This window comes from Zobellella iuensis (assembly GCF_016746085.1).
In the GTDB taxonomy this organism is placed as follows: Bacteria; Pseudomonadota; Gammaproteobacteria; order Enterobacterales; family Aeromonadaceae; genus Oceanimonas; species Oceanimonas iuensis.
Map to the genome: position 1 here is coordinate 38,891 of NZ_JAERTZ010000020.1, position 20,327 is coordinate 59,217.

Genomic DNA, 20,327 nt, shown 5'->3' on the forward strand with positions numbered 1-20,327 from the left:
ATCGGCCCCGATACCCCGTTGATCTGGATCAGGTAAAGTTGCATATTACTTACTGTTTATAGTTTTGATACTCCCCCCGAAAGCCGCTCCTGATATCCCCCCTCGACTAGAATATAAACACCGGGACAACAAGGAGCCCCCAGGCTGACAGGTGCAAGGATGATGCCGTCAAAGAATTCCCGTTTGCTGCCGCAAGACTACTACTTGTTTGGCGCTATCCTGTTGCTGCTGCTGCTGGTCGCCCTGGCCTGCTGGTTTATGAGCCGCCACTGGATCCACCAGCGCATCCTGGCCCAACTGGATGAACTACACCAACAGAGCACCCTGGCGGCCACGACCGCGAGCCAGGACCTGCAACGGGACACAAGGCAAATCCAGCACATGGCCCAGGCCCTGACGACCCTGTCAACAACCCGGCACTTTCTGAAAAATAACGGCAATCGCGGTGCATTACAGGCGGATTTGGATAAATTCGGCGCAGCGTTCGAACTCAACGGGATCTGGCTTGCCGGCCCGCAGGGCGAGGTGCTGCTGCGGAGCCCCGCCCTGCAGCCGCTGCCCTCCTTTCTGCAGGCCATCCCTATACCGCAACGCTTTCGTCGCCTCGTGCTCGACCCGGAACTGAAACAAGCCACCTATTACTATGCGGCGCCCATCGAGATCGAGGGAACCACAGTGGCCTCACTGCTGCTCAGCGCTTCGGTGAATGGCTTCAGCCGGCCAGGATTTCGGACCGAGCTGCTGGTCACCGACCACGAAGGCATCATTTCGATGGCCGACAATCCCACCTGGCTGCTGCACTCGCTGAACGAAGCTCATCTGTCTTACCGGCCCAGGCCCTCCGCCGAACCAGGTCCGCCGCTATTTCCCATCAGCAGGAGTCCATTGTTGCCGGAGGTACTGCTGCTGGGTCCCCAGCAAAGTCCCATCGTCCTGGCCAGCCACGGGATGGATGAAAGCGGTTATCAGGTACATGCCCTGGCCGACGCCCAGCATATTTATCATCTGGCCCAGGAGCAGGATCGGTGGGCCACCATTATCAGCCTCGCCACTACAGGTTCCCTGTGGGGGGGCTTGCTGACCCTGCTGACCCTGAAACGCAACCGGCGCCACCGCCTGGCATTCAGCAGGGCCAACAATGAGCTGGTGCGCCTGAACCAGCAACTCAAACAGCTGGCCACCACCGATGCCCTCACCCTGTGCCCCAACCGTCGCGCCGCCGAGGCCCGGCTGCAATATGAACTGGCCAACCTGCAGCGCTACCACCACCCCTTCTGCATCGTGATGGTGGATATCGATCACTTCAAGCATATCAACGACCAGCATGGCCATGACATCGGGGACAAGGTATTGCGCCACTTCGCCCACACCGGCAGGCAGGCGATACGGGAGACCGATGTGCTGGCGCGCATCGGGGGCGAGGAGTTTTTACTGATATTGCCGGAGACCGAACACCAGCAGGGCCTTCAGCTGGCACGGCGGTTGCTCGATACCATCTCCGCCACCCCGCTCTATCTGGCCGACAGGACCATCAGTATCAGCTTCAGCGGCGGCCTGACCGAAGCCCGCAAGACCGACGGCACCAACGACCTGCTGGTCAGGGCCGATCGGGCCCTGTACCAGGCCAAGGAAAAGGGCCGCTGCCGGATCTGCAGTGAACATCCGCTCCAGGATCAATCGGCGGCGGTCGGCTGAGGCTCCCGGGCCGTCAGTTGCTCCTGCCCATCCACCAGAGAATAACCCAGCTTGTCCAGGGTCACGGTCACCGCCAGCTGGCGGTTTTCCTCGTGGCTTATCTGCACCAGCAGGTAATCCAGCTCCGGCGCCACCCAGAAGCGGGTCTTGCGCTTGCTGTCGCCCCGGTCACGCTCGACGATCAGGGTATCCAGGGTGCCGACGCCGGTCCGGATCGCTTCCTCTCCCACCACCTTGAAGGTGGTGGACTTGATCTCGCCGTCCCGCACCACGGGGTAGGTCATCTCCGTCTTGCCGGCCATCAGGTCGCACCGGGCCTCGAAGAAAAAGCTGACCGGATCGAAGGCGCCGCCCTCGGCGGAAAGCAGCTGGTCACCACTGCGATCCTGATAGAGCACCATATCGGTCTGCTGATCGAACACCAGCCGCTCTTCCCGTCGTACTCCCATGGCCCTGGCCTTATAGTTGAAGGTATCGGGATGGGCCGTACAGTCCGCCCAGTTGAAGCTGGCTTTCTGCTCTACGTCCAGCAGCCAGTGCTTCAGGGCGAAGTGCACATGGTAGCGTTCCTTGTTGCGATCTATGGTCAGGGTATTGACACCCCGGGTCTGATCGCCGTTGAGCAGGACGGAAAACTCGGCCCGCAATTGCTCTATATCCCGGGCCGAGGCGGTAGTCGCCGCCATCAGCCCACACAGCGCCAGCATGCATTTTCGAATCATTCAGGTTTCCTCATTTAGCTCTCTGCCCGGAAATCCGGCACTCGCTGTTTCCACCATACACCAACAGGCCACCAGGGCGAAAACACCCGTATGACCCCGGGGACGGATAATAGTGCCCGTCGGCACCACATCCTGGCGCCGGCCGGCGGCGGACCGGGTCCGCCGCCTGTCGGCCAAGGGCGGAGCAGTGCGTCATGGCTTGCCGGTGGCGGCCTCGCCATCATGCCGCCCTTGGCGGATCACGAAAATCGCCACGATCGGTTCTCAGGCCGGGACTAAAGCCCTATCATAACAGGGGAAAAAGCGATGGGATAAGTTTCCATTCACCACTCACGGATACAAGGATTCAGACTACACCATGGAAACGGGCTACAGCATTATCATTGCCGATGACCACCCCTTGTTTCGCAATGCCCTGCACCAGGCGGTACAACTGGCCGTAGAAGGTGCCCAGCTGCAGGAAGTCGACAGTATCGATAACCTGATGCAGCTGCTGACCGAAGTCGAGGACGTCGACCTGCTGCTGCTGGACCTGAAAATGCCCGGCGCCAGCGGTTTTTCCGGCCTGGCCCAGTTGCGCAACCAGTATCCGGATCTGCCGGTGGTGGTGGTGTCCGCCAGCGAAGAGCCCGCCGTGGTACAGCAGGCGATGCGCTTCGGCGCCCTGGGTTTTATCCCCAAGTCGGCCCCCATGCGCACCCTGGTGAGCGCCCTCAATAGCATACTCGAAGGCGACACCTGGTTTCCCGAAGGCATCAGCCTGGAAGACGCGCCGGCAGACCACCTGGCCGAACGCCTGGCCAGCCTCACCCCCCAGCAATACAAGGTGCTGACCATGCTGTCGGAGGGCAAGCTCAACAAGCAGATCGCCTACGAGCTGGAGGTGTCCGAAGCGACCATCAAGGCCCATGTCACCGCCATCTTCCGCAAGCTGGGGGTGAAAAACCGTACCCAGGCGGTGATTGCCCTGTCCCAGCTGGATGGCGGGGAGCGCTGAGCCGGGGCTGGGGACGATAACCTCCCTCATCCCCAGCCCTTGGCTCAAGCCACCAGGTGCTGCAACAGCGCCCTCAGCTTGAGCGGCTTGACCGGCTTGCTCAGGTAGCTCAGCTGCAAGCTGTGCAGCTGGGCCTGCAGCTCCGGCTGCCGGTCGGCGCTGATCACCACCGCCGGTATCCGCCCGAACTCCAGCCGCAGCATATGGATCACCGCCACCCCGGTTTCACCTTCATCCAGATGATAATCCGACAGTATCACCTGGGGCCTGAAACCCTCCCGGCAATGGGCGCGCGCCGCCCGCCCGTCGGCGGCCAGCCGCACCTCGCAGCCCCAGCGCGCCAGCAGGCTGGCCATGGCGGTGAGGATATCCGCCTCGTTGTCGATGCACAGCACCTTGAGGCCCGCCAACTGGCCGCTGGCCGGTGCCCGCACCACCGGTTCGACCGGCTCGACGCCAGGCTCGGCCCGCGGCACCGTCACGCTGAATACCGAGCCCTTGCCCTCTTGCGAGCGTACCGCCAACCGGTGTTCCAGGATGCCGGCCAGCCCCTGGGCGATGGCCAGGCCCAGCCCCAACCCCTGCTGGTGGTGGCGCTGGCCGTGCTCCAGACGCAGAAACTCGTCGAAGATCACCTCCAGCTTGTCGGCCGGAATGCCGGGGCCGTTATCCCATACCTCGATGCGCAGGCTGTCACCGCAGTGGCGAATACCGAGCAGGATGCGCCCGCCCGGGTTGTAGCGCAGGGCATTGGTGAGGAAATTCTGCAGTATGCGGCGCAACAACCGGGGATCGCTGTGTACCCCGAGCCGGCTGGAGACCAGGTCGAAACGGCCGCCGTCCTGCTCGGCCAGCGCCCCGAACTCGACCTTGAGGGTATCGAACAGCGTCTTCAGGGCAAAGTCCCTGGGCCGGGCGGTGAGTTTGCCCGACTCCAGGCGGGACATGTCCAGCAGGTCGCCGATCAGTTCTTCGGCGGCCCCGAGGGAGCGGTCGATATGACCGGCCAGCCGGCGGCTTTCCTCGTCCCCCGAGGTTTCCAGCCAGGAGGAGGTGAACAGCTTGGCGGCGTTGAGCGGCTGCATCAGATCGTGGCTCACCGCCGCCAGGAAACGGCCCTTGGAGGCATTGGCCCGCTCTGCCTGGCGGGTGGCGGCCAGCAACTGCTGGTTCACCGCCGACAGCTCCCGGGTGCGCTCGGCCACCCGGGCCTCCAGCACCACATTGGCCTCTTTCAGCACCTGCTCCGCCTGGCGGAAGGTGGTGATGTCGTTGAAGGTCATCACGAAGCCGCCGCCGGGCATGGGATTGCCCTGCATCTCGATGACCCGGCCGTCGGGGCGGGTGCGCGCCGAGATATGGGCGGTGCCGGCACTCATATGAGCGACCCGCCGGGCGACCTGGGCGTCCACCTCGCCGGGGCCGCACAGGCCTTTTTCGGCGTTGTAGCGGATGATGTCGGCGATCGGCCGCCCCACCCGGATCAACCCCGGCGGATACTTGAACAGCTCGATATAACGGCGGTTCCAAGCCACCAGCTTCAGCTCTTTATCAACCACCGAAATGCCCTGGCCGATATGCTCGATGGCCCCCTGCAGCAACCCCCGGTTGAAGCGGAATACGTCCCCGGCCTCGTCCACGATGGCGGCCAGTTCCTCCAGCTCCATGGAGCGTCCCTGCAGCGCCGACGACAGCACCAGCCGTGCGGAAGAGGCCCCGAACACCCCGGCCAGCACCCGCTCGGTGTGGCGGATCAGGCTGGCGGGGGCCTGCATGCTGCCGTCCAGGGTGCCCTGCTCGCCGGCGTAGCGGGCGAAGGCCCGTTTGACCCGGGCTTCCCCCACGAAGCGGGACGCCAGCTGCTCCAGATCCCGCACCGTCACCTTGGCCCGGTACACATCGCCGTCGTCCTTGTGCTGGCGGCCGACGAAGGCCGCCGCCTGGAAACGTTCGCTCACCGGGGGCACCGACAGCCAGGAACCCAGCAGGTAGCCCGCCAGGTTGAACAGCAGGCTGAGCAGTATGCCCCAGGTGGCGGGGCTCATCTCGCCCACCGCGCCCCAGGCCGGCGGCGTCAGCAGCCACAGCAGCACGTTGGTGTCCGCATCGCCGGCGAAGAGCCCGGTTTCCGCCATCAGGTTGAGCAGCCACATCAGCATGCCCAGGCTCAGGCCCCAGTAGGCGCCGCGTCTGTTGCCGCCGCGCCACAGCAGCCCCAGCACCAGGGCCGGGGCGAACTGGGCGATGGCGGCGAAGCTGAGGTAGCCGATGCGCGACAGGCTGTGGATCTCCCCCAGCCAGAGGAACACCAGCCAGGCGGTGACCATGATGACGATGATGGCGGTGCGGCGCACGTTGAGCAGCAGCTGGGCGAAATCCTCGAACCCGGCCCCCTGCAGCTGGCGCCGGCGCAGTATCATCGGCAGCACCAGATCGTTGCTCACCATGATCGCCAGGGCGATGGTGGAGATGATCATCATGCCGGTGGCGGCGGACGCGCCGCCGATAAAGGCCAGCACCGCCAGGCCCGGATAGTCCAGCGCCAGGGGCAGGCTGATCACATAGGTGTCCGGCGCGGTGTCCGCCGACAGCCACTGCTGGCCGGCCAGGGCCAGGGGCAGCACGAAGAACCCGAACAGCAGGAGGTAGAGGGGAAAGATGCGCTGGGCCCAGCGCAGGTCCGCCGGGTCATGGTGCTCCACCACGGTCACGTGGAACTGGCGCGGCAGGCAGATGATGGCGCTCATGGACAGCAGGGTATAGACCCCCATGTCGAGCAGGTTACCCCCGCCCACCTCGGTCAGGCCGCCGATAAAGTCCTCGGTGATCATGGTGCGCTGCTGGTTGGGGAAGGCCAGGATCAGCCAGAGCGCGAAGCCCCCCACCACGATAAAGGCCACCAGCTTGACCACCGACTCCAGGGCGATGGCGACGATGACCCCGCGCTGGTGCTCGGTGGCGTCGATATGGCGGGTGCCGAACAGCAGGATGAAAACGGTGAACAGCAGCGCCACCATAAAGGCCACTTCGCCGGCGTCCCGGCCGTCCCCGCCCACCACGTCCGGCGCCACCAGGTTGAGCCCCATGACGATGGCCTTGAGCTGGAGGGCGATATAGGGCAGCACCCCGACGATGGCGATCAGGGTGACATAGACCGCCAGCCGCTGGGATTTGCCGTAACGGGCGGCGATAAAGTCGGCGATGGAGGTGATGTGCTCGCGTTTGGCCACCTCGATCAGCCGGGCGATAAAGGGCCCGGCCAGGGTGAACACCAGTATGGGGCCCAGGTAGATGGGGAAGTAGGACCAGGGATCGGTGCTGGCCTGGCCCACGGTGCCGAAGAAGCTCCAGGAGGTGCAGTACACCGCCAGCGACAGGCTGTACAGAAGCGGCCGCAGGCGGCGGGCCCGGGCCCCCAGGCGCACCTTGTCGCCCAGCCAGGCGCAGAGGAACAGCAGGGCCAGGTAGGCCAGGGCGATATTGATGACGGTCCAGCCCTGCATCAGGCCTCCTGGAGTCGGGTGGTCAGGGGTCGGCGCAACAGCCAGGCCACCGGCAGCACCGCCGCGCCCATCAGCCAGAAAGTCTGGCCACCGAGCAGCGGATAGAGCTGGCCGGACAGCACCAGCAGCAGCGCCACCGCCAGCCCCATGGGAATGGCCGCATACAGGGCCTGGGCGCCGATCACCGCCGGGCCGTCCAGATCCCGGCTGATATAACGGATGGCCCCCAGGTGGCTCAGGCAGAAGCTGCCCCCATGCAGCAACTGGGCAACGACCAACCCGCCCAGTTCGGTGGTGGCGCCCAGCAAGGCCCAGCGCAGCAGGGCGCAGGCGGCCCCGGCCAGCAGCAGGTGGCGGGCACTCAGGCGTTCGAACCAGCGCTTGTTCATGGCGAACACCAGGATTTCAGCCAGCACCCCCAGCCCCCACAGATAGCCGATCACCGCGGTGCTGTATCCCTGCTGCTGCCAGTAGAGGGCACTGAAGCCGTAGTAGAAGGCATGACTGCCCTGCAGCAGGGCGGTGACCAGCAGGAAGCGCATCATGCCCGGCCGGCCCCATACCTGCCGGATGCTGTCCCCCCGACGCCCCCGGTGGGTATCGGCTGGCTCCGGATTCATCGGCAGCACACTGATGGCCAGCATCAGCCCCAGCGACAGCACCATGGTATGCAGCACCCACTGGGGGCCCAGGCTGCCACTCAGGCTGCCGACCACCAGATTGGCGGCGATAAAGGCCGCTGATCCCCACAGCCGTGTCTTGCCGTAATCCAGGTGTACCTGCACGATGAGGCGGCTGGCGATGGCTTCGGATACCGGCATCAGTGCCGGATAGATCAGATTCACCAGCAGCATCAAGGCCAGCAGGGCCGCACTGGAATGCCAGCCGTAAAAGCCGGCGAAGGCAACCAGGCTCGCCAGGCACAGCCAGCGCGTCGCCGGCAGCAGGTGGGCCGCCGCCCGCACCCGGCTCATCACCGCCAGGTTGCCGGCGCAACGCGCCGCCATGCCCAGTCCCAGCAACAGGCCGATAAAGCCGGCATCGGCCCCCACATGGCTGAGCCATAACGCCCAGAAGGGCAGAAAGATGCCATAGCCGAAATAATAAATGGCGAAAAACAACGAAAGCCAGAGAGCAGGCGACATGTCCGGTACTGATAATAGAGAGATGCGGCCTATGATAATAACTTTACGGCTGAATTGCTGTTATCCATTGCGCCAAAGGTGGCTCCATGCGTGTACTTATGCTGTTGACCCTGCTGTTGCTCGGCGGTTGCCAGGCCGAAGCCAGCCCACCGGCGACCCCGTTCGACTATCAGTTGCACGACCCCGCGGGAGCGCCGCTGAACCTGAGCCAGGCGGCGAAGCAACTGGCCTCGGCGGATGTGATCATGGTGGGCGAGCTGCACGGCCACCAGGGTATCCATCGCTTTCAGGCCGATCTGCTGGCCCGGCTGCTGGCCCAACCCCGGCCCCTGGCCCTGGCCATGGAACAGTTCAGCCGGGATCGCCAACCGGTGCTCGACGCCTACCTGGAGGGAAAGCTGGGCGAGGACGCCTTTATCGAACAGGCCAGGGCCTGGCCCGGCTACCGCAGTGACTACCGGCCGCTGGTCGAACTGGCCCGCCATGCCGGCATCGATGTGCTGGCCGCCAACGCCCCCCGCCACATAGTGCGCTGTATCGGCCGGGAAGGACCGGGCTACCTGGACCGCCTGCCCGCCAGCCACCGGGCCTGGGTGGCCGAGCGACTGACCCTGACCGACGATGGCTACAAGGCCCGCTTCATGGCTTCCCGCCACCATGGCCAGCCGCCCACCGAGTTCCAGTTCGCCGCCCAGACCAGCTGGGACGACACCATGGCCGAAAGCATCGCCCACTACCTGCAGGCCCATCCCGGTTACCGGGTGATGCTGACCGTGGGACGTTTCCATATCGGTGACGGCCTGGGCACCGCCCAGCGGCTGCAACAACGGGCGCCACGGCTGCGGCTGGCACTGCTGTACCCGGTCACCCCCGGCGAAGCCGAACCGGCGCCGCCCCTGTGGCGGCTGAGGGTGGCCGAGCCCCCTGCGGCCAGGCCGACGGGCGAACCGGCGCCCGCTCTCGCGGCCGGCGAGCCTGAATGCTGAGCCGGTCGCGTCAACGGCGGAGGCCACCGACTCAGGCCAGGGCCCGCGGCAGCGCGTGCGGCGCCTGGTAGCCGCTGTCCGGATACTGCTTGAGCCATTCGAGGGTCTGCTCGGCGGGCAAGGGGCGGGCAAAGAGGTAGCCCTGGAACTCGTCGCAGCCCGCCTGGCGCAGGAAATCCCACTGGGCCCGGGTTTCCACCCCTTCCGCCACCACCGTCAGCCCCAGCTCACGGCCCAGCGAAGTAATGGCCCGCACCAGAATGGCGTCGCTGGAGTCCGGAGTGCTGTTGCCGACGAAGGACTTGTCCACCTTGAGGATATCGAGGGGAAAACGGCGCAGGTAGGCGAGCGAGGAATAGCCGGTGCCGAAGTCGTCCACCGCCAGCCGCACCCCCAGCGCCTTCAGCGCCTGCAGCTGCTCCACCGCCTTCATGTTCTTCTCCATCAGTATGCCCTCGGTCAGCTCCAGCTCCAGCCGGTGGGGTGCCAGGCCGCTCGTTGCCAGCGCTCGCTCCACCCGTCGGCACAGCTCGCCGGAGTAGAACAGCCGGGGCGACAGATTGACCGCCACCGCCAACTCATGGGGCCAGGTACAGGCCAGCCGGCAGGCCCGGGCCAGCACGAACTCGGTGATGGGCTCGATCTGGCCGGTATCCTCGGCGATGGGAATGAACACCGCCGGCGAAATGGCGCCGAACTCGGGGCTGTGCCAGCGCACCAGCGCCTCGAACGACAAGGGGCGTCCTGCCCGGTCCACCTTGGGCTGGAAGTGCACGTCGATCTCGCCCCGCTCCAGCGCCCGGCGCAACGCCGCCTCCAGCCGCAGCCGCTCCACCGCCGCCGAGTTGAGCAGCCGGTTGTAGAAACACAGGCCAGAGCGCCCGCGGGACTTGGCGGAATACATGGCCGCGTCCGCGTGCTGCAGCAGGGTTTCCAGGTTGTCGCCGTCCACCGCCAGCAGGGCCACGCCGATGCTGCAGGTCACCAGCAGTTCGTGACCGTCCAGCAACAGGGGCGCGGAGACCTCGGCCAGTACCCGCTCCAGCGCCTGGTGCAGACCCGCCGGCTCGCCCTGGTGCCGGAGCAGCAACACGAACTCGTCGCCGCCGTAGCGGGCCACCGTATCCTCGGGGCACAGGGCGGCCTCGAGTCGCCGGGCGATTTCAATCAGCAACCGGTCGCCGGCGGCATGACCCAGGCTGTCGTTGATCACCTTGAAGTTGTCCAGATCCACGAAGGCCAGGGCCACCTGCCCCCGCCCCGGAAGCAAGGCCGCCTTGCTCTGGGCCAGGCGTGTCTCCAGCAGATGGCGATTGGGCAGACCGGTGAGCAGATCGTAGTTGGCCTGGTATTCCAGCCGCTGTTGATAACGCTTGCGCTCGGTGATGTCCTCGACCGTGCCCTGGTAGTAGAGCAGTTCGCCGTCCAGATCGTGCACCGCATGGGCGGTTTCGGCGATCCACAGGGTGGAGCCGTCCTGGCGATACACCTCGGACTCGAAGTCGCTGACGAAGCCCCGCTCGCGGATCTGCTGCTTGAATTCGTCGCGCCGGCCGGGGCTGACGTAAAGCCGGTTGCCGATGTCCTGCACGCCGGCCATCAGGGCGTCGGTCGAATCGTAGCCGTACATCTCCGCCAGGGCCTGGTTGGCGGCCAGGTAGTGGCCGTCCGGCGTGCTCTGGAACATGCCGATCACCGAGTTGTCGAACAGACCCTGGTAGCGGGCCTCGGCCCGGGCCAGCCGATGGCGATCCTGCACCTGCTCGTGCACGTCGCTCAGCATGCCTTCGAATACTACCCCGCCCCCGCCGAGGGGCAGGGCCCGGCCGCTGTCCTTCACCCATTTCTGGCGGCCATCGCAACAGCGCAACCGGTATTCGAGCGCGTAATACCCCTGCTCGTCCCGCGCCCGCATCAAGGTCCGTTGCACCCGGGGCCAGTCTTCCTCCACCACCAGGGCCCGGTGCAAACCATGCTCCTGGCGTTCCAGCCAGCCGGCGTGATAACCGCACAGCGCCACGCTGCCGGTGCTGACAAAAGAGGCGGCCCCGCTCAGCCCGGCTCGGTAGATGAGTCCGTCCAGCCGGTTGAGCAGGGTGCGAAAACAGGGCTGTCCGGCCAGCGCCTGCCCTGCCACCGGTGGCGAGTGATTCAGATTCAACGCCTGCTCCGTCATAGCGCCCCTGGTGCGGTGTCGGCCCATGACGGCGCCCGGCGATCGGCCCGGGACAAGGCGCCGTCCAGCCGCAGCCGCTCCTGCTCCAGCCAGCGGAACACCGCGTCCACCGCCGCCGTGCCCAGGTTGAAACAGTCGGTGGCGGACAGGCCGGTGGCGTCCGCCGCCAGCAGCCGGCCGCGCAGGGCCGAGACGAAGGCCTGCACCGCCTGCTGGGCCGCGTCCACCTCGGCGCCCCGGCCGCCGGCGGCCAGGGCCTGGGCCAGCAGCGACTCGGCCCGCCCGGTGAGGAACAGCAGCCGCACCCGGGCCACCGGCGGACAATAGCGCCGCGCCGCCACCGAGCTGCCCAGGGCCCGGGCCTGGCCCAGGCACTCCGCCAGGGCGGGCAGGCGATGGCCGAAGTTGCGCTCGCTGTTGCCCTCGCCGGGCACCACCCCGGGCTGCTCGATGCGGGCCTCGGCCACCGCCGCCAGCCATTCGAGCAGTACCGACACCAGCCGGCAGTGGGCCTGGAAATTCTGCTCCGGGGTGCTGGCCGCCAGCCCCTGCACCAGGGCCTGCCACTGCCGCTGCAGCACCGCCACCTGCTCCCGGCTGAAGCAGCAGTAGCGCTCCCGCTGTTCCCGTTCGCCGTGGACCAGCAGCGCCTGGAAGCGGCGCTCCACCGCCTGCTGCTTGGCCGGCAGCCGGCCGGCGAAGCCCTGATCGCCGGCCAGCCAGGCTCCGCTCATGCCCCTGTGCTGCTGCATGTCGGCCACCAGCGCCACCAGATCGGCGGCGCAGTCGAGCCCGACCCGGGCCCGCTGCGGCAACAGCCAGGCCTGCAGCCTCCGCCTGCGCCAGCCCCACCACAGACCGCCCAGCAGGACGGCCGCCAATACCCCGATAATCATGCTGTTCATCTCGGCCTCACTCATAGCGGTAGCTCGCCACCCGCTCCTTGAGCCGGGCGACCAGTTGTTCCAGATAACGGGCCAGTTCGCTGCTCTCGCTCACCCGACTGGCGTTGCCGTCGGCCAGCTCCGCCACCTTCTGGTTGTCGATGGCGATCTGCTCCCCCGCCACGCTCTGGCCGGCGTTGGCCTCGGCGATCTCCTGCATGCGGCTGAGCGACGACAGCGCCGCCTCCTCGATGGAAGCGAGCGCCACCGCCGCCTCCGCCGCCTGGCGGGCGCTCTGCTTCGACTTGTCGTCGGCCGCCTCCACCACCTGGGTCAGGTAGCCGGCCTTGTGCTGGACGTCGCCGATCAGGGCATTGATGTCGCTGGTGGCGCTGGTGGTACGCTCCGCCAGCTGGCGCACCTCGTCGGCCACCACCGCGAAACCGCGGCCGGCATCCCCGGCCCGGGCCGCTTCGATGGCGGCGTTGAGCGCCAGCAGGTTGGTGCGCGCCGCTATCTCGGCGATGATGGTGGCGATGGAGCCGATCTTGCGGGAGCCGTCGGCCAGGGCGGCGGCGGCACCGGCGGCCTCGCTCACGTCCCGGGCCAGGCCGTGCATCGATTGATCCACGGCACTCACCAGGCCGGCGCCCTGGCGTGCCTCGGCCACCGCCATTTCCGCGGCCCGGGCCGCCTCGGCGGCGCCGTCCCGGGTACCGGCCAGGCTGGTGATCAGCTCTTCCAGGGTGGCGGCGGCCGACACCGTGGTGTCGCGCTGGGCGCGCACCCCTTCCTCGCCGGCGGCGGCATTGAGCGTCGCCTCCGCCGCCACGCTGTGCAGCTCGTCCGCCGCCCGGCCTAGTTCGATCAGTACGCCAGAAAAGCCCCGTATGGCACCATTCAGCTGTTCCGATACCGGGGTGAAGTCGTTCTCGCGGGCCGTCGGCAGCCGCGCCGTCAGTCGCCCGCCCCCCAGCTCGGTGGCGAAACCGGCCAGCGCCTGCAGTCCCCGGCGGTACTGGCGCCACAGCAGCAGGGCCGCCGCCAGGCCCGCCAGCGCCAGCAACACCGCCAGGGCGGCGGAGGTGGCCGACGGCAGCGCCCAGTACAGCACCAGCCCCAGGGCCGGCCCGCCCCAGGCCGCCACCAGCCAGCGCGCCAGGCTGCCTTGCCGCCCCTGGCTCCGCGTCCCTGCTACAGGGCGCTCCAGCAACTTGTCCATGTCTTCTCCTTAAACCCCGGGCAGCCGCTCGCCACTAATCCCATAGGGGTAATACCATAGAGTTAGTTTGGCTAAGCAATAATTGCGCCAGCTCCCGCCAGAAGCCCTGACCCGGCCGGATCAGGGAAAGGAGGGGAGAAACCGGGCCCCGGGCCGGTGCCGAATGCCTCCCCAAGGTGCGGGGCGCCGGCTCGGCGCCCCGAATAAGTGCAATAAAAGGCCGGCGCCGGCTTCATCACCCCCGGCCGGGCCCGGCAAAACGCCGGCCGGACGCACCATGGATAACGCGGGACCGCCTGGCTGGCGGTCTTGTCACAAATCTGTCATGGTGACGCTTTACCCTCGGCCAAGGACCCATTTTAGAAGGACATTGCGATGATCTTGTGCGGACACAGAGGGGTGGCCAGCCTGGCCCCGGAAAACACCCTGGCCGGCCTGCGAAAAGCCGCCGAGCTGGGCCTCTCCTGGGTAGAGATAGACGTGCAGCTGACCAAGGACGAGAAGGTGGTGGTGCTCCACGACGAAAAGGTCAACCGCTGCAGCGACGGCAAGGGCAAGCTGCGCAAGTACGACTGGGACCAACTGCGCAAGCTGGACGCGGGCAGCTGGTTCGACCCGGCCTTCGGGCAGGAGCGCATCCCCCGGCTCAGGGACTACCTGGCCCTGGCCCGGGAGCTCGGCATCAGGGTCAACGTCGAGCTCAAGGTATACGACAAGGACGACGCCGGCCGGCTGTGCCGCAAGGTCAGCAAGCTGATTGACAAGCACGGGGTCGACAAGGCCAGCCTGTTGTTCTCCAGCTTCGATCCCGACTGCCTGCGCTATTTGCAGGTGCTGCAGCCGGAGGTACCCCGCGGCCTGCTGGTGGAGCATATCCCCGACGACTGGCAGCAGCAGCTGGAGCAGCTCGAGTGCGCCGCCCTGCACTGCAACTACCGCTACCTAAGCCGGGAGCAGGCCGAGGCGGTCAAGGCCGCCGGCTACCGGCTGCACTGCTACACCGCCAATACCCCGGACAAGGTGAAGGACTTTCCCGCCTGGGGCGTGGACATGCTGTTCACCGACAAGCCCCAGGACTACCTGGACGCGGGCTGGCCCGCCGGCTGATATTGAACACGGGGCGGCGGCCCTGGCCGCCGCCCTCGGGTTTCAGGGTTTCGACCATTTATCCAGCAGGATGTTGATAAAGAGATCCGCCGCCGGGGTGATGCTGGTATGGGTTCGCCTGACCACCCCGATCACCCGTTTGATCGAGGCCCCCCGCAACGGCCGGCAGGTGAGCATGGAGCTGTCGTTGCTCGGCATCGCCAGTCGCGGTATCACCGCTATCCCCAGCCCCATTTCCACCAGCCCCAGCGACGTCGACAGGTGCTGCACCTCGTAAAAGCCGTTCAGCCTGACATTGCTTTCCACCAGGGCGCTGTCCAGCAGGGTTCGGTTGCCGCTGTCCTTGCTGACGGTGATGAGCTTGTGGGGCTCCATGTCCGCCCAGCCGATGTCCTGCTGTTGCGCCAGGGGATGATCCCGCCGAATGCAGACCACGAAGGGATCGTCCAGCAGGTGGGTAAAGCTGACTTCCGGATACTGGGCAATCGCCATGTTGATACCGAAATCCGCGTCCCCGCGGATCACGCACTCCAGCCCTTCATTGGCGCTAACGTCGAGGATCTTGATGCGAATACCGGGGTAAAGCTGGTTAAACTCGCGGATCACGCCGGGTAAGAAATAGAAGGCCGCGGTCGGTATGCAGGCGATAGTGACCTTGCCTTTCTGGTGGGTGGCCATTTCCTTGATGCCCAGCACCGACAGCTCGAAATCCTCCAGCATGCGGCGCGCCTTGGGCAGGAATTCCCGCCCGGCCGGGGTCAGCCAGGTCTTGCGGGTGGTGCGCTCGAACAAGGGCGTGCCCAGTATCGCCTCCAGCCGCTGCATGCGCCGGCTCAAGGCCGGCTGGGACAGGTGCACGAATTCCGCCGCCTCATGGAAGTTGCCGCTCTCGGCCACCCGGATAAAGATCGCCAGGTCCTTGAATTCAATCTGGTGCATAGGCTATTAATGCAAATAACAAATCAATAACCTATTTTCTTTGCATTTGATGCAAATGTCAAAACTGTGACAACCTCCCCTCCAAGAAAGCAACCTGTGGGAAACAACCATGTCACAATCCATTTCCTGTATCATCATGCGCGGCGGCACCTCCCGGGGGCCCTACCTCAAGCTCAGCGAGCTGCCCGCGAACCGTGATGATTGCGCCCTGATGCTGCAGAAGATCATGGGCTCTGGCCATGAACTGCAGCTGGACGGTATCGGCGGCGGCAACAGCCTGACCAGCAAGGTTGCCATGGTCGGACTCTCCACCGACCCCGCCGCCGACGTGGATTACCTCTTCGCCCAAGTAGGAGTCAAAGAGCACAGCGTGGATTTTTCCCCCAATTGCGGCAACATGCTGGCAGGCGTGGCCCCCTTCGCCATCGAAACCGGCCTGGTGGCCGCCGGCTCACCCGTCACCCAGGTGCGGATCCGCAACCTCAACACCAACAAGATCATTCACGCCCAGGTGGCGACGCCGAACGGCAAGATCAGCTACGAAGGCGATGCCCTGATCAGCGGCGCCCCCAACCCGGCGGCGCCGATCAAGCTGACCTTTCTGGATGTACAGGGAGCCAAGACCGGCCGGCTGTTTCCCACCGGCCGGGTCACGGATACCATCGACGGTATCACCGTTACCTGTATCGATGCCGCCACCCCCTGCGTATTGATCCGGGCCCTGGATTTGGGCAAGACCGGTTATGAATCCCCCGCCGAACTCGACCAGGATAGGGTGCTGCTGGCCAGGATCGAGCACATCCGTCGCCAGGCCGGACAACTGATGGGCATGGGCGACGTCAGCAACCAGGTGATCCCCAAGCCGGTGTTGCTGGCTCCCGCCCGCCATGGCGGTGATATCCACGCCCGCTATTTCGTGCCCCACAGCTGCCACAAGGCACTGGCGGTGACCGGCAGTATCGCCATCGCCACCGCCTGTGGCATCGAAGGCTCCGTCGCCTCGGGGCTGACGCCCGCTTCCGCGGCGGCCACCATCAGCATCGAGCACCCCTCGGGCATGCTGGAGCTGGAAATCAACAAGAGCGATAACGATGAGCACAGCATTACCGCCGTGTCCCTTATCCGCACGGCCCGCAAGATACTGAGCGGCACCATTTTTCTACCCTGAATAATGTGGCCATCACTCACCAGGCAAACTCACCATAGGAAGGTCAATCATGAAAAAACTGAAGATGTTATTGAGTGCCACCCTGCTGGCCGGCACCTGCACCCTCTCGGCACCCTTACTGGCGCAAGCCCTGCCCTCGACCATCAACTGGACCATCCCCTTCGGGGTCGGCGGCGGCACCGACGTCTGGGCCCGCTTCATGTCGCCCCACCTGACCAAACAGCTGCCCGGCTCGCCGACCCTGGTGATCAAAAACGTACCCGGCGGCGGCTCCATCACCGGCACCAACCTGTTCTACATGCGGGCAAGAAGCAACGGCAGCGAGATGCTGGGCATTTCCGCCTCCACCCTCTATCCCTATATGCTGGGTGATTCCCGGGTTCGCTACGACTTCGATAAATGGACCCCGATCATGGCCTCCCCCACCGGCGGCGTGGTCTATATCCAGCCCGGTCTCGGGGTCAGCACCGGCAAGGATCTGGGCAAGCTGGCCGGCGTGACCCTGCCCTTTGCCGCCCAGGGGCCCACCCAGCTGGAGCTGCCGGTAATGCTGGCGCTCGACCTGCTCGGCCTGGATCTGCGACCGGTATTCGGCATGACCAGCCGGGGCGAAGGCCGGCTGGCGTTCGAACGGGGCGAGGCCAAGATCGACTTCCAGACCACGTCCGCCTATATCAACTCGGTCACCGACCTGGTGAACGGTAACAAGGCGGTGCCCCTGTTCTCTCTCGGCATCATCAACGACGAAGGCCAGGTGATCCGCGACCCGGCCTTCCCGGATATCCCGACCTTCGAGGAGGTCTATAAGGAATACAGGGGCGAAGAGCCAAAAGGCATGCAGTACGACGCCTACCACAAGTTTCTGACCGCCGGTTTTGCCCTGCAGAAAGTGCTGCTGGTGCCCAAGGACATTCCCGCGCCCATGAAACAGGAGCTGCTGCTGGCGGTGGATCGCATGGTCGAGGATGAAGCCTTCCAACGGGATGCGGTCGAGCAGATAGGCCCCTATCAGAACCTGATCGGCGCCGTGGTGGAAGTGCACCTCAAGCAGGCGGTGAACATGACGCCGGAGCTGCAAGCCTGGGTCAAGGACTGGTTGAAGTCCAAATTCAATGTGTCGGTGGAATAAGCCGGCCTGATCCGGCCGCAAGGAGCTAACTTCATGAACGAATTACTGGCAGCACTGGGCCAGATCCTCACCGTCGTGCACCTCAGTTATCTGGTGCTGGGGGTGGTGATCGGCCTGATTATCGGGATCATTCCCGGCCTGGGCGGTATCGCTGGCATGTCCCTGCTGCTTCCCTTCCTCTATGGCATGGAGCCGTCCGTCGGCCTGGGCATGCTGATGGGGCTGGTCGCGGTGGTGCCCACCGGCGATACCTTCACCTCGGTACTGATGGGCATTCCCGGCTCCAGCGCTTCCCAGGCCACGGTCATGGACGGTTTTCCCCTCGCCAAGCAGGGCCAGGCGGCCCGCGCCCTCTCCGCCGCCTTCACCTCCTCGCTGATCGGTGGGGTGGCGGGGGCCATCATCCTCAGCGGCTTTATCATAGTGGCGCGGCCGTTGGTGCTGTCGTTTTCCTCGGCGGAGCTGTTCATGCTCACCCTGCTGGGGCTGAGCGTGGTCGCCGCCCTTTCCGGCGGCAGCCTGTTCAAGGGATTGGCCGCCTGTGGCGTCGGCCTGCTGGTGGGCACCATAGGCGCGGCCCCGGCCACCGGGGAGTTCCGCATGACCCTGGGCATCGACTATCTGTACGACGGCATCCCCCTGGTGGTGGTGGGACTGGGCATCTTCGCCCTGCCCGAAATCATCGAGCTGCTGATCCGCAACAAGTCCATCTCCGGCAAGGGCAACAGCCTCGGCAGCGGCTGGGGGCAGGGCGTGCGCGACGTGTTCAGGAACCTGCCGCTGGTGGGCAAATGCTCGGTGTTCGGCAGCCTGGTCGGCGCCATCCCCGGCCTGGCCGGCTCTGTGGTGGACTGGATGACCTACGGCTTCGCCATGCAGTCGAGCAAGGACAAATCCAGCTTCGGCAAGGGAGACATACGTGGTGTCATCGCCCCCGAGTCCGCCAACAACGCCTGCGCCAGCGGCAGCATGATCCCCACGCTGCTGTTCGGGGTGCCCGGCTCGGGCACGGCGGCGGTGTTCCTCGGCGGCATGCTGCTGCTCGGCATCCAGCCCGGTATCTCCATGGTGGGCTCCAACCTGAGCCTGACCTACACCATCGTCTGGTCCCTGGCCCTGGCCAATATCCTCGGCGCCCTGCTCTGCCTGGGGCTGGCCTCGCCGGTGGCCATGCTCACCCGGATCCCGTTCTCGCGCATGGCCCCGGTGCTGCTCACCCTGATCCTGTTCGCCGCCTACCAGGCCACCCAGAGCCTGGGCGACTTCGTGGTGCTGGCCGTCATCGCCACCCTGGGGATCTTGCTGAAAAGCGCCAACTGGTCGCGCCCGGCCTTCCTGATCGGCTTCGTGCTGGCGGCCGGCGCCGAGAACTACTTCTTCCAGAGCATCCAGTTCTACGGTTACGGCTGGATGCAGCGCCCCGGTGTGCTGATCATCGCCGGCCTGATCCTGCTCAGCATCATAGTGCCCTTGATCCGCAAGCGTCTGGCAGCCAGGTCGCAGCCACAGGAAGACTCACAGGAACAGCCGGCCCGCGCGCCGCTGAACCGGCTGGACGGTGCCATCATCGCCCTGCTGCTCGTCGTCTGCGCCCTCGCCCTGTTCGATGTGTGGGGACGGTCAGAGCTGACCCGGGCCTTCCCGCTGTTCGCCATCCTGCTCACCGCCGGCTCGGCCCTGGCGCTGGTCTTCGGTTCGCGCCGACGTGCAGCCGAACCCGGCACCGGCAGCCAGCGGGTTGGCCGTGAGCTGCTCTACATCAGCCTGTTCCTCGGCGTTGCCCTGCTCTATTTCACCCTGGGCTTTATCAGCACCTCGGTGATCTTCACCCTGCTGTTCCTGCGCCTGTTCGCCGGCTCCCGCTGGCGACTGTCGGGCACGGTGGCGGCGGGACAGCTGCTGTTCCTGGTGGGCATCGGCAAGGCCATGAGCATCGACTACCCCGCCGGCCTGCTGGACCCCTACCTGCTGAGCCTGATCAACCTGTAACCCTGGCGGGGCTCCCCGAGCCCCGCCTTATTCAACAAAAGGACCTCATCGTGCTTGAACACTACCGCAACCAGGCCGCCGAGCGTGCCGCCGACGGCCTGGCCCCCCTGCCCCTGAACGCTACCCAGGTGGCCGCCCTGGTTGAACACCTCAAGAACCCACCCGCCGGCGAAGAATCCTTCCTTTATGAACTCCTTTCCACCCGCGTCCCCCCCGGGGTCGACGAAGCCGCCTATGTCAAGGCCGGTTTCCTCGCCGCCGTGGCCAAGGGCGAAGTGAGTTCCCCGGTGGTGTCTGCCGCCCAGGCCACCGAGCTGCTGGGCACCATGCAGGGCGGCTACAATATCCAGCCGCTGATCGAATTGCTCGACGTCGCCGCCCTGGCGCCCATCGCCGCCAAGGCCCTGTCCCACACCCTGCTGATGTTCGACTCTTTCCACGACGTGGCCGACAAGGCCAAGGCCGGCAACGGCCATGCCAAGCAGGTGCTGCAGTCCTGGGCCGACGCCGAGTGGTTCCTGGGCCGTCCCGCCCTGGCCGACAAGATCACCATGACCGTGTTCAAGGTGCCCGGTGAAACCAACACCGACGATCTGTCCCCGGCCCAGGATGCCTGGTCCCGCCCGGATATCCCGCTGCACGCCCTGGCCATGCTGAAAAACGCC

General features: G+C 65.8%; 15 protein-coding genes. 8 read left to right on the plus strand and 7 right to left on the minus strand.

Going from position 1 to position 20,327, the window contains the following annotated elements; genetic code table 11:
- The first annotated feature begins 159 nt into the window (after nucleotides 1–159).
- Nucleotides 160–1,695 carry a GGDEF domain-containing protein gene (locus JKV55_RS09400; protein ID WP_202084561.1) on the plus strand — a complete coding sequence of 512 codons (1,536 nt, stop codon included), beginning with the start codon at nucleotides 160–162 and terminating at the stop codon, nucleotides 1,693–1,695.
- Here the strand turns inward: JKV55_RS09400 and JKV55_RS09405 are convergent.
- A complete protein-coding gene (locus JKV55_RS09405; RefSeq protein ID WP_202084563.1) occupies nucleotides 1,674–2,417 on the minus strand; it encodes a DUF3108 domain-containing protein in 744 nt (247 codons plus the stop codon). The genes JKV55_RS09400 and JKV55_RS09405 overlap by 22 nt on opposite strands.
- A gap of 358 nt (nucleotides 2,418–2,775) precedes the next feature.
- Here JKV55_RS09405 and JKV55_RS09410 point away from each other — a divergent pair, with 358 nt between their 5' ends.
- Nucleotides 2,776–3,414: a response regulator transcription factor gene (locus JKV55_RS09410; protein ID WP_202084565.1), complete on the plus strand. Its 639-nt coding sequence runs from the start codon at nucleotides 2,776–2,778 to the stop codon at nucleotides 3,412–3,414.
- Nucleotides 3,415–3,458: 44 nt separating this feature from the next.
- Here the strand turns inward: JKV55_RS09410 and JKV55_RS09415 are convergent, their stop codons facing one another.
- Both JKV55_RS09415 and JKV55_RS09420 read right to left on the minus strand, forming a co-directional pair.
- Complete coding sequence (locus JKV55_RS09415; RefSeq protein ID WP_202084601.1) at nucleotides 3,459–6,920, minus strand: hybrid sensor histidine kinase/response regulator; 3,462 nt, start codon at nucleotides 6,918–6,920, stop codon at nucleotides 3,459–3,461.
- Nucleotides 6,917–8,062, minus strand: a complete 1,146-nt coding sequence (locus tag JKV55_RS09420) for a 3-phenylpropionate MFS transporter (RefSeq protein WP_202084573.1) — start codon at nucleotides 8,060–8,062, stop codon at nucleotides 6,917–6,919. Before JKV55_RS09420 ends, JKV55_RS09415 begins: the two co-directional genes overlap by 4 nt.
- An 86-nt stretch (nucleotides 8,063–8,148) precedes the next feature.
- Here JKV55_RS09420 and JKV55_RS09425 point away from each other — a divergent pair, with 86 nt between their 5' ends.
- Nucleotides 8,149–9,048: a ChaN family lipoprotein gene (locus JKV55_RS09425; RefSeq protein WP_202084575.1), complete on the plus strand. Its 900-nt coding sequence runs from the start codon at nucleotides 8,149–8,151 to the stop codon at nucleotides 9,046–9,048.
- 31 nt (nucleotides 9,049–9,079) lie between these two features.
- Here JKV55_RS09425 and JKV55_RS09430 read toward each other — a convergent pair whose 3' ends face one another.
- From JKV55_RS09430 to JKV55_RS20160, 3 genes are read right to left on the minus strand one after another with little or no spacing between them, the layout of a single operon-like run.
- Nucleotides 9,080–11,209: a putative bifunctional diguanylate cyclase/phosphodiesterase gene (locus JKV55_RS09430; RefSeq protein WP_202084577.1), complete on the minus strand. Its 2,130-nt coding sequence runs from the start codon at nucleotides 11,207–11,209 to the stop codon at nucleotides 9,080–9,082.
- Between the two features lie 11 nt (nucleotides 11,210–11,220).
- Entirely contained in the window at nucleotides 11,221–12,129 is a 909-nt protein-coding gene (locus JKV55_RS09435) for a nitrate- and nitrite sensing domain-containing protein (RefSeq protein ID WP_202084579.1), read from the minus strand.
- Nucleotides 12,130–12,136: 7 nt separating this feature from the next.
- Nucleotides 12,137–13,330: a methyl-accepting chemotaxis protein gene (locus JKV55_RS20160; protein ID WP_202084581.1), complete on the minus strand. Its 1,194-nt coding sequence runs from the start codon at nucleotides 13,328–13,330 to the stop codon at nucleotides 12,137–12,139.
- Between the two features lie 375 nt (nucleotides 13,331–13,705).
- Between JKV55_RS20160 and JKV55_RS09445 the strand changes: the two genes are divergently transcribed.
- Nucleotides 13,706–14,437 carry a glycerophosphoryl diester phosphodiesterase gene (locus JKV55_RS09445; protein WP_202084583.1) on the plus strand — a complete coding sequence of 244 codons (732 nt, stop codon included), beginning with the start codon at nucleotides 13,706–13,708 and terminating at the stop codon, nucleotides 14,435–14,437.
- A 42-nt stretch (nucleotides 14,438–14,479) separates the two neighbouring features.
- Here the strand turns inward: JKV55_RS09445 and JKV55_RS09450 are convergent, their stop codons facing one another.
- Nucleotides 14,480–15,376, minus strand: a complete 897-nt coding sequence (locus JKV55_RS09450; protein WP_202084585.1) for a LysR family transcriptional regulator — start codon at nucleotides 15,374–15,376, stop codon at nucleotides 14,480–14,482.
- Nucleotides 15,377–15,485: 109 nt separating this feature from the next.
- Here JKV55_RS09450 and JKV55_RS09455 point away from each other — a divergent pair, with 109 nt between their 5' ends.
- The 4 genes from JKV55_RS09455 to JKV55_RS09470 all read left to right on the plus strand — a co-directional run.
- Nucleotides 15,486–16,544, plus strand: coding sequence for a 4-oxalomesaconate tautomerase (locus JKV55_RS09455; RefSeq protein WP_202084587.1), 1,059 nt, complete (start codon nucleotides 15,486–15,488; stop codon nucleotides 16,542–16,544).
- Between the two features lie 49 nt (nucleotides 16,545–16,593).
- Nucleotides 16,594–17,673 (plus strand): type 2 periplasmic-binding domain-containing protein, encoded by a 1,080-nt coding sequence (locus JKV55_RS09460; protein WP_202084589.1) that lies wholly within the window; start codon nucleotides 16,594–16,596, stop codon nucleotides 17,671–17,673.
- Between the two features lie 33 nt (nucleotides 17,674–17,706).
- Nucleotides 17,707–19,662, plus strand: coding sequence for a tripartite tricarboxylate transporter permease (locus JKV55_RS09465; RefSeq protein ID WP_202084591.1), 1,956 nt, complete (start codon nucleotides 17,707–17,709; stop codon nucleotides 19,660–19,662).
- 50 nt (nucleotides 19,663–19,712) lie between these two features.
- Nucleotides 19,713–20,327 (plus strand): aconitate B (locus JKV55_RS09470; RefSeq protein WP_500814673.1); only part of this gene is annotated, 615 nt, incomplete at its 3' end.

What these genes read in the sequence shown, in the direction of transcription:
- JKV55_RS09405 (WP_202084563.1), bottom strand. Translation starts at nt 2,417, where the DNA reads ATGATTCGAAAATGCATGCTGGCGCTGTGTGGGCTGATGGCGGCGACT.
- JKV55_RS09435 (WP_202084579.1), bottom strand. Translation starts at nt 12,129, where the DNA reads ATGAACAGCATGATTATCGGGGTATTGGCGGCCGTCCTGCTGGGCGGT.
- JKV55_RS09455 (WP_202084587.1), top strand. Translation starts at nt 15,486, where the DNA reads ATGTCACAATCCATTTCCTGTATCATCATGCGCGGCGGCACCTCCCGG.
- JKV55_RS09460 (WP_202084589.1), top strand. Translation starts at nt 16,594, where the DNA reads ATGAAAAAACTGAAGATGTTATTGAGTGCCACCCTGCTGGCCGGCACC.
- JKV55_RS09420 (WP_202084573.1), bottom strand. Translation starts at nt 8,062, where the DNA reads ATGTCGCCTGCTCTCTGGCTTTCGTTGTTTTTCGCCATTTATTATTTC.
- JKV55_RS09450 (WP_202084585.1), bottom strand. Translation starts at nt 15,376, where the DNA reads ATGCACCAGATTGAATTCAAGGACCTGGCGATCTTTATCCGGGTGGCC.
- JKV55_RS09410 (WP_202084565.1), top strand. Translation starts at nt 2,776, where the DNA reads ATGGAAACGGGCTACAGCATTATCATTGCCGATGACCACCCCTTGTTT.
- JKV55_RS09465 (WP_202084591.1), top strand. Translation starts at nt 17,707, where the DNA reads ATGAACGAATTACTGGCAGCACTGGGCCAGATCCTCACCGTCGTGCAC.
- JKV55_RS09445 (WP_202084583.1), top strand. Translation starts at nt 13,706, where the DNA reads ATGATCTTGTGCGGACACAGAGGGGTGGCCAGCCTGGCCCCGGAAAAC.
- JKV55_RS09400 (WP_202084561.1), top strand. Translation starts at nt 160, where the DNA reads ATGATGCCGTCAAAGAATTCCCGTTTGCTGCCGCAAGACTACTACTTG.
- JKV55_RS09425 (WP_202084575.1), top strand. Translation starts at nt 8,149, where the DNA reads ATGCGTGTACTTATGCTGTTGACCCTGCTGTTGCTCGGCGGTTGCCAG.
- JKV55_RS20160 (WP_202084581.1), bottom strand. Translation starts at nt 13,330, where the DNA reads ATGGACAAGTTGCTGGAGCGCCCTGTAGCAGGGACGCGGAGCCAGGGG.